The sequence below is a fragment of the Scatolibacter rhodanostii genome (assembly GCF_900197595.1).
Lineage (GTDB): Bacteria > Bacillota > Clostridia > Oscillospirales > Acutalibacteraceae > Scatolibacter > Scatolibacter rhodanostii.
The window spans coordinates 375,228-390,576 of the sequence record NZ_FZLO01000001.1; the positions used below are offsets into that span (position 1 = coordinate 375,228).

At 39.4% G+C, this 15,349-nt stretch carries 14 protein-coding genes and 1 other RNA gene; 5 read left to right on the forward strand and 10 right to left on the reverse strand.

Annotation, left to right across the window (positions count from 1 at the left end; all coding sequences use genetic code 11):
• Window positions 1–9 precede the first annotated feature (9 nt).
• Window positions 10–1,047, forward strand: a complete 1,038-nt coding sequence (locus tag CS931_RS01730; protein WP_099204034.1) for a 2-hydroxyacid dehydrogenase — start codon at window positions 10–12, stop codon at window positions 1,045–1,047.
• Window positions 1,048–1,074: 27 nt separating this feature from the next.
• Here the strand turns inward: CS931_RS01730 and CS931_RS01735 are convergent, their stop codons facing one another.
• The gene (locus CS931_RS01735) at window positions 1,075–2,163 is read right to left on the reverse strand and encodes an AI-2E family transporter (protein ID WP_099204035.1); all 1,089 of its coding nucleotides are present in this window, start codon (window positions 2,161–2,163) and stop codon (window positions 1,075–1,077) included.
• An 88-nt stretch (window positions 2,164–2,251) separates the two neighbouring features.
• Window positions 2,252–2,506, reverse strand: coding sequence for a helix-turn-helix domain-containing protein (locus tag CS931_RS01740; RefSeq protein ID WP_099204036.1), 255 nt, complete (start codon window positions 2,504–2,506; stop codon window positions 2,252–2,254).
• A gap of 423 nt (window positions 2,507–2,929) precedes the next feature.
• On the opposite strand from CS931_RS01740, the gene CS931_RS01745 reads away from it, so the two are divergent.
• The 3 genes from CS931_RS01745 to ilvD all read left to right on the forward strand — a co-directional run bounded on the left by CS931_RS01745 (window position 2,930) and on the right by ilvD (window position 6,644).
• Window positions 2,930–4,390 (forward strand): nicotinate phosphoribosyltransferase, encoded by a 1,461-nt coding sequence (locus CS931_RS01745; RefSeq protein ID WP_099204037.1) that lies wholly within the window; start codon window positions 2,930–2,932, stop codon window positions 4,388–4,390.
• Window positions 4,391–4,422: 32 nt separating this feature from the next.
• An RNA gene (gene rnpB, locus CS931_RS01750) (RNase P RNA component class A) lies at window positions 4,423–4,767 on the forward strand.
• Between the two features lie 158 nt (window positions 4,768–4,925).
• Window positions 4,926–6,644, forward strand: a complete 1,719-nt coding sequence (gene ilvD, locus CS931_RS01755; RefSeq protein WP_099204038.1) for a dihydroxy-acid dehydratase — start codon at window positions 4,926–4,928, stop codon at window positions 6,642–6,644.
• A gap of 98 nt (window positions 6,645–6,742) precedes the next feature.
• Here the strand turns inward: ilvD and abc-f are convergent, their stop codons facing one another.
• From abc-f to sufC, 8 genes are all read right to left on the reverse strand, one after another.
• The gene (abc-f, locus tag CS931_RS01760) at window positions 6,743–8,221 is read right to left on the reverse strand and encodes a ribosomal protection-like ABC-F family protein (RefSeq protein ID WP_099204039.1); all 1,479 of its coding nucleotides are present in this window, start codon (window positions 8,219–8,221) and stop codon (window positions 6,743–6,745) included.
• 296 nt (window positions 8,222–8,517) lie between these two features.
• Complete coding sequence (locus CS931_RS01765) at window positions 8,518–8,829, reverse strand: hypothetical protein (protein WP_099204040.1); 312 nt, start codon at window positions 8,827–8,829, stop codon at window positions 8,518–8,520.
• A 181-nt stretch (window positions 8,830–9,010) separates the two neighbouring features.
• Entirely contained in the window at window positions 9,011–9,766 is a 756-nt protein-coding gene (gpmA, locus tag CS931_RS01770) for a 2,3-diphosphoglycerate-dependent phosphoglycerate mutase (protein ID WP_099204041.1), read from the reverse strand.
• A 25-nt stretch (window positions 9,767–9,791) separates the two neighbouring features.
• Window positions 9,792–10,232, reverse strand: a complete 441-nt coding sequence (gene sufU, locus CS931_RS01775) for a Fe-S cluster assembly sulfur transfer protein SufU (RefSeq protein ID WP_099204042.1) — start codon at window positions 10,230–10,232, stop codon at window positions 9,792–9,794.
• Entirely contained in the window at window positions 10,222–11,445 is a 1,224-nt protein-coding gene (locus CS931_RS01780) for a cysteine desulfurase (protein ID WP_099204043.1), read from the reverse strand. Before CS931_RS01780 ends, sufU begins: the two co-directional genes overlap by 11 nt.
• Window positions 11,429–12,505 (reverse strand): SufB/SufD family protein, encoded by a 1,077-nt coding sequence (locus CS931_RS01785; RefSeq protein ID WP_099204044.1) that lies wholly within the window; start codon window positions 12,503–12,505, stop codon window positions 11,429–11,431. Before CS931_RS01785 ends, CS931_RS01780 begins: the two co-directional genes overlap by 17 nt.
• Before the next feature lie 19 nt (window positions 12,506–12,524).
• A complete protein-coding gene (sufB, locus tag CS931_RS01790) occupies window positions 12,525–13,943 on the reverse strand; it encodes a Fe-S cluster assembly protein SufB (protein ID WP_099204045.1) in 1,419 nt (472 codons plus the stop codon).
• A 141-nt stretch (window positions 13,944–14,084) separates the two neighbouring features.
• The gene (gene sufC / locus CS931_RS01795) at window positions 14,085–14,831 is read right to left on the reverse strand and encodes a Fe-S cluster assembly ATPase SufC (protein ID WP_099204046.1); all 747 of its coding nucleotides are present in this window, start codon (window positions 14,829–14,831) and stop codon (window positions 14,085–14,087) included.
• Window positions 14,832–15,071: 240 nt separating this feature from the next.
• Between sufC and CS931_RS01800 the strand changes: the two genes are divergently transcribed.
• Window positions 15,072–15,251, forward strand: a complete 180-nt coding sequence (locus tag CS931_RS01800; RefSeq protein WP_099204047.1) for a hypothetical protein — start codon at window positions 15,072–15,074, stop codon at window positions 15,249–15,251.
• The last annotated feature ends 98 nt before the right edge of the window (window positions 15,252–15,349 follow it).

Here is a 15,349-nt window from a genome sequence, read left to right on the forward strand (position 1 = left end):
GGATAAGTTATGAAAAAAATTGCTTTTTTTGATACAAAACCGTACGATAGACAATGGTTTGACTCTTTAAATACAAAATATGAGATTGTTTACTTTGAAAATAAATTGTCACCCCAGACAGCACAATTGGCAAATGGATTTGATGGTGTGTGTGCCTTTGTAAATGATACCATCGATAAGAAGGTTATCAATACTCTTTATGACGGCGGCGCGCGAGTGCTAGCGATGCGATGTGCTGGTTATAGTAATGTTGATTTTAAAGCCGCTTATGAAAAAATCAATGTTGTGCGTGTGCCGGCATATTCTCCTTATGCAGTAGCAGAACACACCATGGCTTTGCTTTTAAGTTTAAACCGTAGAATTCACAAGGCTTATAATCGGACCAGAGATTTTAATTTCAGTCTTGTGGGGTTAACGGGACTTGATTTGCACGGAAAAACAGTTGGTGTTATTGGAACAGGAAAAATAGGTCAAGTTTTCATTACTATTTGCCGGGGTTTTGGCATGCGTGTCTTAGCATATGATTTATATCCGAATCCAAATTTAGATGTTGAATACACTGAGTTGGACAAGCTTTTTGAAGAAAGTGACGTGATTTCTCTGCATTGTCCTTTGACAGAGCAGACACAACATATTTTGAATGAAGCTGCTTTTGCTAAAATGAAAAAAGGCGTATATATTTTAAATACGTCAAGGGGAGCGCTGATTGATAGCGCCGCACTGCTAGAAGCATTGAATAACGAAACAGTGCGTGGTGCCGGTTTGGATGTGTATGAAGAAGAAGCTGACTTTTTCTTTGAAGACTTTTCAGGCACAATTATTCATGATGATGTTTTGTCACTGTTAGTGTCGCGGCCAAATGTTATTTTAACTTCTCATCAGGCTTTTTTAACAGAAGAAGCTCTTGTAAATATTGCACAAACTACTTTGAAAAATTTAGACGAGTTTTTTGAAGGGGATGCACTAACAAATGAGGTTTGTTACCATTGCATTGAAAAAAAGGTAACAGAAAATTGTAAGAAACAAAAAAATGGACGTTGTTTTTAAATTGCTATAAACTTTTAAACAGAGAACTCAGCCTTCTGCATTTTCAGAGGGCTGTTTTTTCTTTTCAGATAAAGGTGGGAGTGCTCCGCTTTCTCGAAAGAGAGAGTAGAACATAAATAGCCCCATCACATAGAACATAACCCAAATATCTTTGGCAAGTAAAGAAAAATACACGGCCGCTATCATTGCTAGAGCAGGAATTTTAGTGCTCTCTGCAACTAATTTAGGTTCAATGATTTCTCGTGTTACTGAAACCAAGATAAAGCCAATCATTAAACCAATGGCAATGCCATAATGACCCAAAAGAAAATAATAAGCGGCTAGCGGTACATAGATTAGCCCCGGGCCAAGAATAGGAAGAATATCAGCGATGCAGATGATAAAACTAATCAAAACGGGGTAATCAATACCAAGAATGGTAGTTACAATTAAGCTTTCACAAAAAGCAATAAAATAAAGAAAAGCATAAGAAAAAAAAGATTTTTTACCAGAGGTTTCGCTGGATTTTACAGCAAACTTTAAATGACCCAAAGCGTTTTCGCTAAAGATACTGCAGACGAATGACAGAATGTCGGACAGGTGTCTGCTGAAAACAAAAGAGGCAAAAATAGCTGTCATGAGCCATGTTAAAATAGTTGGGATAGAGCTAACAGTTTCCATGATGACGTTTAAAGCAGAAACCAAAAAAGAAGCACCGGTTATAAACGGAGTGATAAGCTCCTCCATGTTGGTCTTCAAGATTTCTCGATTAAAAAATGAATTGATTTTCTGTGTGAATAAAGAAAATAGTTCTACTGGTTTAGCGAAATTGTCGCTTGAGATCCAACCCAAAAAAGAAATAGCTTCTCGAATACCCAGATAAATTAAAAAAGTAAAAAGAGAGAAAATAATTAGGATAATTAGCCCTGTAATAAAGGCCGAAGCAACCGTGTTTTTAAGGTGACAAGTTTTCTTGAAAAGAGCAATTGGTTTTCGAGCGAAGAAAGCAATAATAAAAGCGAATAAAAAAGGAGAGATATAAAAAAAGCTTTGCCTGAAAAGTAGGAATAGAACAGTATAAACCAGCGCAAAGATAAGTATGGGGAGCAAAGATTTGGTTTTAACGGTGTTAAACATAGAAGACTATCCTTTCTGTTAGGATAAGGATAGTCTTTGCCAGAGATAAAAAAAAATCCCCCTAAAGGAGATTTTTTCTCTGAAGTCATCAATCTTTTTCTTTTCCTGTCAAAAGCCAGTAAATAGAAACACCAAGAATTTCAGACAGAGCTAACAGTTCATAATCTGAGACCATGCGGATTTGTCCTTCTAATTTCGAAAGACCAGAAGCATTTAAATCCACACCCCTAACCTGTAGCTGAGCCAAGAGGTCCTTTTGTTTCATACCTCGTTGCTTTCTAATGGCTTCAATCCTAGCACCAATTAAGTTTTTTTCACCCAAAGGTTGAATTCGTAAACGCATAACAACTCCTAAAAAAAATAATAATCATTTCCAATTGGAACAATTTAATTATAGTGAATCAGCAAACAAAAAGCAATATTAGAATTAAAACTTTCTTTGAATATTTTGGAAATTAATTGTCGAAATATTATTCTTTTAAGAAAATATTTAAAGAAAAATTATTTAAATGAAAAATAATAGGTTATATTGTATTAATTTGACGTAACAGGTAATTGTTTTTTATCCTCAATGGTGGGATGTTACAAATCTGCAAAAATAATTGAGTTTTTGCTCAAAAATTGATATAATAAAATCAAAAACAATAATAACAATTTATCATGAAAACTTAATTCCTAATACAATTATAGTAATGAACACAATTCTGGTTTTTATTCTGAATAATTAAATTAGGGATTTTTTGCTAATAGAGAGGAATTGAAAATCATGCACAACATCTTTTACAATAATAAGCACAACTTAACGATGCTAACTGACTTCTATGAGCTAACCATGTCTAACGGATATCTCATGAGAGGCTTCAAAGATAAAATTTGTTACTTCGATATGTTTTTCAGAAAAGTTCCGGATAAAGGCGGCTTTGCCATCATGGCAGGCGTGGAGCAATTGGTTGAATACTTGCAAAATTTAAAGTTCAATGAAGACGATGTAGCATTCTTAAGAAAAAAGGGTATTTTTCGAGAAGAATTTTTAGATTATCTCCTCCATTTTAAATTTGAGTGCGATGTTTGGAGTGTGCCAGAGGGAACACCTATTTTTCCGGGTGAACCTATTGTAACGGTCAGAGGACCAATTATGCAAGCTCAATTGGTCGAAACGATGGTTTTGCTGTGCATCAATCATCAGAGTCTGATTGCTACTAAAACAAATCGTATCATTCGTGCGGCGCAAGGCCGTCCTGTTTTAGAATTTGGTTCGCGCCGAGCACAAGGATTTGACGGAGCTGTTTTTGGTGCTAGAGCAGCTTATATTGGCGGATGTGCAGGCACAGCTTGTACATTGGCAGAGCAGTTGTTTGGCGTGCCTGCTTCAGGTACAATGGCTCACAGCTGGGTTCAACTTTTTGATACGGAATATGAAGCATTTAAGGCTTATGCAGAAGAATATCCGTCTAATTGTATGTTGCTGGTTGACACATACAATGTGTTAAAATCTGGCGTACCAAATGCAATCAAGGTTTTTAACGAAGTAGTTGTGCCAAACGGATTCCGTCCTGCCGGTATTCGCATTGACAGCGGTGATATCACCTATATTTCTAAAAAGGCTAGAAGAATGCTTGATGAAGCTGGATTTGAAGATTGCAAAATTTGTGCGTCAAACTCGTTGGACGAATACATTATTCGCGACATGATTACACAAGGGGCCAAGGTTGACCTTTTTGGTGTAGGAGAGAGATTGATTACCTCTTCTTCAGAGCCTGTATTTGGCGGTGTATATAAATTGGTTGCTGTTGAAGATGAAGAGGGGCAAATTGAGTCTCGCATTAAAATCAGCGAGAACGTCACTAAAATTACAACACCAGGATTTAAGTCAGTATGGCGTCTTTTTGATAAAGAAAGCGAGCAAGCTATTGCTGATGTTATCACACTGCATGACGAAGTAATTGACGATACCCAGCCTTATACTATTTTTGACCCCGAGCATACATGGAAAAAGAAAACCTTAGAGAATTTTAGAGCAGTTGAACTTTTAACCCCTATTTTCGAAAAAGGGGAATGCGTCTATACACCAAGAGCGTTGAATGCGATTCGTTCCTATTGTGCGGCACAGTTAGATACTCTTTGGGATGAAGTGAAGCGTTTCGAGAATCCGCACAACTTTTATGTTGATTTGTCTCGTCCTTTGTGGGAAGAGAAACACAGACTGCTCTCTGAACAGTCATATTGACTTTAGAAAGCTTTTATATTACAATAATAATGCGAGCAAGCTGAGCAACTGCGGACACTCGGCGAAAGCAGGTGTCTGAGGAAAGTCCGAGCTCCAAAGGGCAAGAATAGCGGCTAACGGCCGCCGGGGGCGACCCTAGGGATAGTGCAACAGAGATATACCGCCAATTTTTTGGTAAGGATGGAAAGGTGAGGTAAGAGCTCACCGGCGCACAGGAGACTGTGCGGCCATGTAAACCCTATTCGGAGCAACACCGCAGAGAAGCTTTTGTGCCTGCCCGGCACGCTTCGAGAAGGTGGCATGAGCTGTGACGGCAACGTTCAGCCTAGATAGATGGTTGTTCAAGACAGAACTCGGCTTATAGGTTTGGTCGCGCTAAAAAGCATCGCATTGCGGTGCTTTTTTTATTGAAAAACAAGCAAAATAAATAGTGAGAAAGTGAAGTTTTCTTGTTATAAGCTTGACTTCATGCTTTTGCTAGCACTATAATAAAAGAAAAATCGCTAGTAGAGCGATAAAGGGGAGAAAATTGAATATGTTACCCAGTCAAAAAATTAGAGCTGTAGCACCTGAAATGGATCCGCTGAGAATGGGCATGGGTTGGAAGAGGGAAGATCTGTCTAAACCGCAGCTTTTAGTAGAAAGTACATTTGGAGATAGTCATCCGGGCAGCGCTCATCTGTTTGAACTAGTGCAAAACGCCGTGAAAGGTATCGCCGAAAAAGGGGGTAAGGGTGCCAGATACTTTACCACTGACATTTGTGATGGAATGTCGCAAGGGCATGACGGCATTAATTATTCGTTGGTATCACGCGACATGATTGCTAATATGATTGAAATTCACGCTAATGCGACTACTTTTGATGCTGGTGTATTTATCGCCAGCTGTGATAAAGGCATGCCTGCTCATTTGATGGCAATCGGCAGATTAAATATTCCGTCTATTGTTGTAACGGGCGGTGTCATGAATGCAGGACCTAATCTGCTGACTTTAGAACAAATCGGCACCTATAGCGCTATGTATCAACGGGGCGAGATTACAGAAGAAGAGTTGACTGAATATAAGCTGAGTGCTTGTCCTTCTTGCGGGGCTTGTTCTTTTATGGGAACAGCGTCAACAATGCAAATCATGGCAGAAGCATTGGGACTCATGCTGCCGGGAAGTGCTTTGTTACCTGCTACCAGTCAAGACCTCCAAAAGATTGCAAAAGAGGCAGGCGAGCAGGCGGTTTGGCTAGCAAAACAAGGAATCAAAGCGCACGACATTGTAACACTTGAGTCATTTGAAAATGCAATTATGGTTCATGCTGCTATTTCAGGTTCCAGTAACTCTCTTTTGCATATTCCAGCGATTGCACACGAGTTTGGAATTGATGTAACCGCAGAAACCTTTGATAGATTACATAGAAATGCACATTATCTGCTAGATATTCGTCCATCAGGAAAATGGCCGGCTCAGTATTTTTATTATGCCGGGGGAGTGCCAAGAATTATGGAAGAAATCAAGCATATGCTCCATCTTGATTTACCGACGGTAACAGGGCATACAGTGGGAGAAAATCTTGAAAAACTCAAGCAAGATGGCTTTTATGAAAGATGTGAGGAAAACCTGAAAAAAGTAGGTCTATCTCGTGAAGATGTCATTCGCCCGTTTGATAAAGCAATCGGTAAAAATGGTGCCATTGCTATTTTAAAAGGGAATTTGGCACCACAGGGAGCCGTTGTTAAGCATTCAGCTGTGCCGAAAGAAATGCACCAAGCCGTTTTAAATGCAAGACCGTTTGATAGCGAGGAAGAAGCAATTAGTGCTATTTTTGATAAGAAAATCAATCCGGGTGACGCCGTCATTATCCGCTATGAGGGTCCTAAAGGCAGTGGTATGCCTGAAATGTTCTATACCACAGAAGCCATTTCATCTGATGAAAAGCTCTCTAGCAGTATTGCTCTCATTACAGACGGACGTTTCTCGGGTGCTTCAAGAGGGCCAGCCATTGGTCATGTTTCACCCGAAGCCGCAGTAGGTGGACCGATTGCGCTGTTAGAAGAAAATGACCTGATTGAGATTGATATTCCGGCTAGAAAATTAGAAATTGTCGGCATAAAAGGGAAGAAAGCTTCCGCAGAGGAAGTAGCTGAAGAACTAAAAAAACGCAAGCTAAATTGGCATGAACCCAAACCTAGATATACTTCGGGTGTGTTAAAGCTTTTTTCAGAGCACGCAGTTTCGCCAATGGATGGCGGCTATATGCAATAAACTATTTTTTCTGTCAGAAAATTTAGAGTTTCTGCAACTAGAAAGAGATATTCTTCCAAAAGGGAGAATATCTCTTTTTCATACTTAAAGATAGATTTTTACAAGTTTACTGTTTTGGTAGCGGTCTCTTTGATAAAAGCGCTATCATGTTCTACAAAAAGAATGGTAGGTTTGTACTCCAAAATTAAGTTTTGAATTTGAATACGAGAGAAGATATCGATATAATTTAAGGGTTCATCCCAAACATACAGGTGAGCTTGTTCACAAAGACTTTTGGCAATCAATAATTTTTTCTTTTGTCCGCTGCTGAAGTGAGAGATGTTCTTGTCAAATTGTTCGCGAGAAAAATCAAGCTTGCGCAGAATAGCTTTGAATAAGCTTTCGTCTAAAAGATAGTCATCTGTAAACTCACGCAAACTGCCCTGTAAAAAGGAAGTATCTTGCGAAACAAAAGAAATTTTGAGGTCTTTACCAAGATGCTTTTCACCCTTGCATGCAATAGAATTTTGAGCAATAAAATGAAGCAAGGTAGATTTTCCGCTGCCATTTGCTCCACAAATGGCAATCCTGTCTCCATTATCAATAGTAAAATTAATATTATCGCAAACTTGTTTTTCACCATAAAACAGAGAGAGATTGCGAAAGTTAGCAAGCTGATGGCTGTGATAAGAAAGTGGGTGAATTTTTAAATCTTCCGCTGATTCAATATTCTTCAACAATTTCGATTTCTCAGACAGCGTGCTCTCCTGTCTTTTCTCGAGTGATTTAGAACGCTTCATCATTTTGGCGGCCTTGTGGCTGACAAAGCCTCTATCAGGGCGCAGTCCGGCTGAAGTGCGCTGGTTTTTTGATTTTTCAACTTTATCGGACCATAGCGAAGTACGTTTGGCAGCTGCCGAAAGTTTTTTAATCTCTTTTTGTAATTTAGCATGCTCTGCAAGCTCAAAATCATCTTGTGCCAACTTGTTTTGCCACCAAGAAGAAAAATTACCACTTTGCAATTCAATGTTGGTTTTATTAATTGCAAGGATATGGTCCACACATTGGTCAAGAAATTCCCTGTCATGCGATACTAAAATAAAGCTTGATTTGGAGCGAAGGTATCGGCTGACAATCTCTCTTGCTTTTGTGTCTAAGTGATTTGTAGGTTCATCTATTAAAAGAAAGTTATTTTGTTTTAAAAACAGAGCAGCCAACAAAACCTTTACTTGTTCACCGCCACTGAGTGTTTTGAAAGGGCGATATAAAGCATCCTCGCTGACTTCTAGCAAAGAAAGTTCACGTTGCAGTTTCCACAATTCGTAGTCATAGCAGATTTGTTCAATCACAACCATTGTATCAAGTGATGTATCAGCAACAGGGAAGGGAAAATAGTCAAAGGAAGCGGTATGAGAAATTGATCCTTGATAAGCAAGTTTGCCTAGCAAAAGATTCAGAAAAGTAGTTTTTCCTCGTCCATTTCGCCCTACAAAGCCCAATTTCCAGTTGGTATCAATTTGTAAAGAAATATTTTCAAAAATAGTATCATAACTACCGTCGTAAGCAAAAGTCAGGTTCGAAATTTGAATTAAAGACATAAAAGGCCTCCTAAATAGAAAATAGCTGCAAGAAAATTATTCTTGCAGCACAAAATAGAAGAAACCTGTTATGCAAAACATAACGGTATCAATATCGAGCTGTTTAGAATCTACAATTTTCTTGCAAGGCGCACAAAAATAAACCTTTGTGCACACAATGATTAAAATCATTAGCAAGAAAATTTATACATTTAAACAACTCCAAACTTTTTAATTTTTAAGAAAACAAACTTCACAGTTAGAATATCATCTTTGCCAGGCGTTGTCAACCAGAAAATAAAACAAAATTTCTTAGTTTAGTTATTTGAATTATTCTCTCTATGTTTCTTGCGAAACAATGAAAGTCCTCCAAAGCCGCTGATAATGGCCATGTAAAAACCAAAGTCATAGGCAAAACCTGTGTTGTGAACTTCATAAATACTAAGGTTTGGTTTAAAAAAAGAACCAATCAAGGAAAAGGGGGCAATCCAGCCATGCCATATGCCAGTGAAAAATCCTGCCAGTTTTTCAGAAGAATTAGCACCGTCACCGGGCATACATCCTGTTAATAGAACGGTCAGTACAATAGTTAAAGAAAGAACTAAAACAAGTTTTTTAGTGGTCTTCATAGTGACACCCTCTCTAAATAGATTGTTTAAATGGCATGAATCCGATGCATGCCTTGAGTTTAAGGCTCTTTATAATATAGATATATGAGAAAGAAAAATCTCTATGCTAAATGCTAACAAGAAAACCAAGGAAAGCAAAAGGGTTTCCTTGGTTTTAATAAATAAATGGTGTAAATTTAACTTATTTAGCTTTGCCTTGGTTAGCAACGCCCTGAATTTTAGCGTTAATTGCATCTTGATCGCCAAGATAGTATTTTTTAACAACCTTGAAATCTTCATCAAATTCGTAGACTAGCGGAACAGCAGTCGGAATATTGACTTTTAAGATTTCTTCAGGAGATAGATTCTCAAGGTATTGTACCAAAGCACGAAGTGAGTTACCATGAGCAGCAATCAAAACACGTTTGCCGGCTTCCATGTTTGGTTTAATGTTCTCTTCATAGTAGGGGATAACTCTGGCGATGGTGTCTTTGAGGCTCTCTGTCAAAGGCAGATCTTCTTTGGCAACTTCGCGATATTGTTCTTGTCCACGGGGGCTGCGTTTGTCAGCTTCTTCCAAAACAGGAGGAGCGATGTCGAAAGAACGACGCCATACAACTACTTGCTCGTCGCCATATTTAGCAGCTGTTTCAGCTTTATTCAAACCCTGCAAAGCCCCATAATGACGCTCGTTGAGTTTCCAAGTTTTAGTGACAGGCAGCCATTCACGGTCAAGACCCTCAAGGGTATAATTCAAGGTATGAATAGCGCGTTTCAGATAGGAAGTATAGCAAACATCAAAATCATAGCCTTCTGCCTTTAAGGTTTTACCAGCTTGAGCTGCTTCTTCACGTCCGGTATCAGACAAATCAACGTCTGTCCAGCCTGTAAAAAGATTTTCTTTGTTCCATACGCTTTCGCCATGACGAATCAAGACGAGCTTTGTGATTTTTCCCATTGTATTTCCTCCAATATTTATCCGGTTACCCGGGGATTAACTGTTTTTTTTGAGTTTCTTCCAAGGTGTGCCAAGAGAGCACAGCACATTTAACTCTTGCGGGCATATGTGAAATGTCTTTAAGCGCAATGGCATCTTCAAGAGGTTCCAGCGCTTCATCGTCAGTCACTTTGCCATGAATCATGTCCATAAAAAGTTTGGCAAGTTCACGGGCTTCTTCTACGGGTTTCCCTTTAATTAGGTCAATCATAATAGAAGCTGAGGCCATCGAAATGGCACAACCATCACCTACAAAGGAAGCGTCTTCTATTATATCATCTTTCACACGAATTTCCAAGGTTAATTCGTCACCACAACTCGGATTTATTCCGTTAGTGACCTCAGTGGGGTTTTCAATATGGTGACGGTTGTGTTTTGAACGGCTATGTTCTGTGATAATTTCGGTATAAATGTTATTAAGATTCAAAACCCATAATCCTCCTGACAGTTTTTAAGCTTTCAACCAAAGTATCAATGTCTTTGGTTGTATTATACACACCGAAGCTTAAACGACAGCAAGCCGTCAAATGGAGAAAACGCATAAGAGGCTGCGCACAGTGGTGGCCAGCTCGAATGGCTACCTCATCGTTTCCTAATATAGTAGCTGTGTCGTGGGGGTGAACTTCGTTTACATTGAAAGAAATTACCCCAAAACGTTCTTTAGGATTTTTAGTACCATAAATCGTAATAAAAGGTAACTTTGTCAAACGATTCATGGCATAAACCATCAGTTCTTCTTCGTGTGCTGTGATTTTATCATAACCTAAATCTTGCATATAATCAATAGCAGCAGAAAGTCCTGCAGCTGCACCGACATTTCTTGTGCCGGATTCAAACTTTCTAGGCAGAGGAGCATAGGTGCTTTCCTGTTCAGAAACAAAGTCAATCATGTCACCGCCGCTCATAAACGGCGGCATTTTTTCAAGCAATTCCTTTTTACCATAGAGAACGCCAATGCCCATAGGACCATACATTTTATGCCCTGAAAAAGCGATAAAATCTACATCTAGTTCTTTTACGTTAATCGGCATGTGCGGAATGCTTTGCGCAGAGTCGAGTGCCACAACAGCTCCGATTTGATGAGCAAGCTCGGTGATTTTAGCAATGGGGGAGAGGGTTCCCATAACATTGGATACATGGTGAACAGAAACCAATTTCACGCCATCACAGATTTTAGACTGCAACTCTTCATCGGAAAAGTGACCATTTTCATCTGGATATAGGTAGACAAGCTTTGCTCCCGTAGCTTTTGCTACTCTTTGCCATGGGATTAGATTGCTGTGGTGTTCCATAACAGTAATCAAAATGGTGTTGCCTTCTTTTAGAAAGGGCATGCCATAGCTGTAGGCCAAAAGGTTAAAAGCTTCTGTCGTGTTTTGTGTAAAAATAATTTCTTCGGGAAACTCAGCTCCGATAAAATTGGCGACCTTTTGCCGAGCTGTTTCATGAATTTCGGTAGCTCGCAAATCTAGCTCATAAATACCACGGTTGGGGTTTGCGTTGCTTTGACGGTAATATTGCTCTTCCGCCTGAATCACAGAAAGTGGTTTTTGTGCTGTAGCAGCACTGTCTAAATAGGTTAGCACTTTGTCAGCACTGTATTCTTTAAAAAGGGGGAACTGGTCAGAAATTGTCAGCATTAGCGTCGACACTCCTCTCCAGATAAGCACGAACCCGATTTTGAATGTCTTCATTAGGGATTTGTTCAACAGCTGACGAGAATTTGGCCTCTAACAGCAGCTTTTTAGCATCAAGTTCAGAAAGTCCTCTTGATTGAAGATAAAACAGCTTGTCATGATCGATTTTGCCTACACTGGCAGCGTGCTGACCCTCAACATCTTCTTCAGCACAAAGAATAAGAGGAACGGTACGATTGCGAACCGTAGGACTAAACAGCAAAACGTCTTCGCTTTCACGTCCGACACTGCGTTTTGCACCCGACTTAAAATCAACAGTAGAACGAAGTGTTTTCACGGCAGAACCGGCAAGTGCACCTTCTACCACAATATCAGTGTTGGTATCGCAGCCAAAATGGTCTGAAACAAAATTGAGGTCAATGTTTTGTTCTTCCGTACCAAAATAGACACAGTTTAACTTGAAATTGCTTTTATTGCCGGCAAGTTTTGCTTTAATACCAGACAAAGCTCGCTTGCTGCCCAAAAGAATTTGAGTTACTTCTACTCTCGCATCATCATCAAGCTGAATGCCCAGATTTTCCCATGAGAGAGAAATATCATTCAGCGTCTGCACATAAATCAATTTGACCAAAGAGCCAGATTTAGCATGAATTTTAGTGGTACCTGCATGGAAAACAGAAGAATCATCACAGCTGTTATAATCAAACAGAAAACTAACCTCTGTACCAGCTTCCGTCACAATTTCTTGAGAACTAACTACAGCAGAAAGTTTGTTGCTCATAGAATAAGAAAGAAAAACCGGATCTTTTGTACTTTGTGTGATTTGGAAATGATTTACCACATTTGCGTTGGCCGTCACATAATCCTCAGCCGCTTTGCCCATGCCTGTTTCAATGGCAGAAAGAGTGTTCACTTGATCTGTGCAAGTAATGCCGCTGACAGAGCTAAAAGTAGAAAAGTTGTTTTTTTCAATACTTTCGGGAAGATTTTCGATAATGGTATCGTTTATTTTCAGATGTCTCCAAGTAATGGCAGGGAGACGGTTTACATTCTCTATATTCATATTTTCACTCCCTCTCCCGTTACCCAATACTGCCAATCATCTCAAGGTGAATCAGGTTATTCATCTCAACGGCATATTCCATAGGCAGTTCCTTAGCAATTGGCTCGGCAAAACCGCCAACAATCATGGCTTTGGCATCTTCTTCACTAAGGCCACGGCTCATCAGGTAGAAGATAGCTTCATTGCTGATTCTGCCGATTTTTGCTTCGTGTCCGACATCAGCGTCGTCGGTCTGAATATCCATAACAGGTATGGTGTCAGAACGTGAACGGCTGTCAAGCATGAGAGATTCACATGATGTGGCTGTCTTGCTGCCTTTCGCCTGCGGCAGAATCGAAACCGAACTGCGGAAGGTGGAAACGCCGCCGTCACGAGAAATTGATTTTGTGGAGATATGTGATTTTGTATTAGGAGCAGCGTGCACCACTTTAGCGCCTGTATCCAAATTTTGACCATTGCCGGCAAAAGTGATTCCGGTGAATTCCATGCGGGAATTCTCACCTTTTAAAATACTCATGGGGTAGAGGTAAGAGGTGTGAGAGCCAAAAGAACCGGAAACCCATTCCATGATACCATCTTTCTGCACCATGGCACGTTTGCTGTTGAGATTGTACATATTTTTAGACCAATTTTCAATGGTAGAATAGCGAAGTCTGGCACCCTCTTGTACATAAAGTTCTACACAACCTGCATGCAGGTTCGCAACATTATATTTCGGAGCAGAACAACCTTCAATAAAGTGCAGATAAGCGCCTTTATCTACAATAATCAGTGTGTGTTCAAATTGTCCGGCACCAGGTGCGTTTAAACGAAAATAAGACTGCAGAGGAATATCTACATGTACGCCCGGCGGCACATACACAAAAGAACCACCTGACCAAACAGCTCCATGCAAGGCGTTGAATTTGTGGTCGCCCGGTTTCAAAAGCTTCATAAAATGCTCTTTTACCATGTCGGCATATTCACCGGTTAAAGCGCTCTCCATATCTGTATAGACAACACCCTGTGCAGCAACTTCTTCTCGAACATTGTGATAGACCACTTCGGAGTCGTATTGTGCGCCGACACCGGCAAGCGAGCTTTTTTCTGCTTCGGGAATACCTAGACGGTCAAAGGTGTTTTTGATGTAGTCAGGTACATCGTCCCAGTCCATTTGCATATCGGTTTTTGGACGGATATACGTAGTGATATCCTCCATGTTTAAACCGGAAAGGTCAGGCCCCCAAGTAGGTACGTCTAAACCGTTATAAATTTCAAGTGCCTTTAAACGGAACTCTCTCATCCATTCAGGATCGTTTTTTGTGCGAGAAATTTCTTCGACAATTTCTCGTGTCAAACCATTCTGCACAGTGTAACCGGCATCTACTTTATCTTTTATATCATAAACACTGCGGTCAATTTCCGCAATGTCAGTTTTTTCTTCTTCAAAACTTCTCATAATCTGCAGTGATTCCTTTCTGAAAATTCTCAATGACTTTCTGCGTGAATTCAATGTGACAGCTTTTTCTGTGAGCGGTACTCCATAGCATTCTAAACAGAATAAAATCCTTGTTTCTCATTACAAGGAATTGAGAAAGAACTATTCTTGATTTTCTAAAGCAGTAAAGCCGTTTTTGCTGATAAAATCAACCAGTTCACGTCCCGCTGTACGTACGATTTTGCCATTTTCAAGAATGTGCACATAATCAACATCGAGTTCATCCAAAATACGCGCGTTATGGGTGATAATCAGCAGAGCATTTTCTTCGTTCTTGTATTCTTTCACGCCCAAAGAAACAATTTTTACAGCGTCAACATCAAGACCAGAATCAGTTTCATCTAGAATAGCAAGTTTAGGGTTGAGCATCAGCATTTGCAAAATTTCAGCTTTCTTTTTTTCACCACCAGAGAAGCCAACATTAATATAACGTTCGGCATAGTCTGGGTTAATCGACAAGGCATCCATTTTTTGATTCATTTCTTTATGGAATTTTAAGACAGGCAAAGGTTTATCTGAAACCGCTTTTTTGGCAGTTTTCAAAAAGTTAACCATAGTAATTCCATTGATTTCTTCCGGGTTTTGAAACGAAAGAAAAATACCTTTTTTAGCTCTCTTGTCGGTGCTTTCATCGGTGATATCTTCGCCTTCAAAAACAATTTTGCCGCCGTCAACCTGATAATCAGGATGTCCTAAAACCGAGTAAGCCAAAGTCGATTTTCCTGCTCCGTTAGGGCCGAGGATGACATGGGTTTCGCCCTTGTTAATGGTGAGGTTTAAACCCTTCAAAATATTGTTTCCTTCAACAGAAACTTTCAAATCGGATATGTTTAATAATCCGCTTTTCATATGTGATTCCTCCATCATCAGTGTAGTGATTTCATTTTCCTAGATATCCTATGATATCTATAAGATTATACATACTCAAAATGCATTTCCTATTGTATACCAAAATGGTAGACAATTCAATAGGAGAAACAAAAAAATTGGAAAATAGCTAAGAAAAAAAGTAGAAATTAATCCGTCTATAACTGATAATTACCCAAAAATGACCAATACTAGTGTTATCATTGGTAAGGAGGTTATAAAATGGATTTGAAGAGTTATGAAAATAGTGGTGTTGCCTATTTCGCTAAGCTGCCAAAATTAATTCAAGAACAAGTGATTGAACATGGGATTCCGATTGATTCTAAACCGCAAATGGAAAACTTCTACCAGAATATTCTGCACAGCGGTCCGACTATCATCCCTATGAATGATGAAAAATGAATTTTATTTTAGTAAATCATTTTTCTGTTCGTTGCAAACATTTTATTACTTTGGTTATATAGCCAAGACTGCCGCGCGTATATATAAATGATTACGAG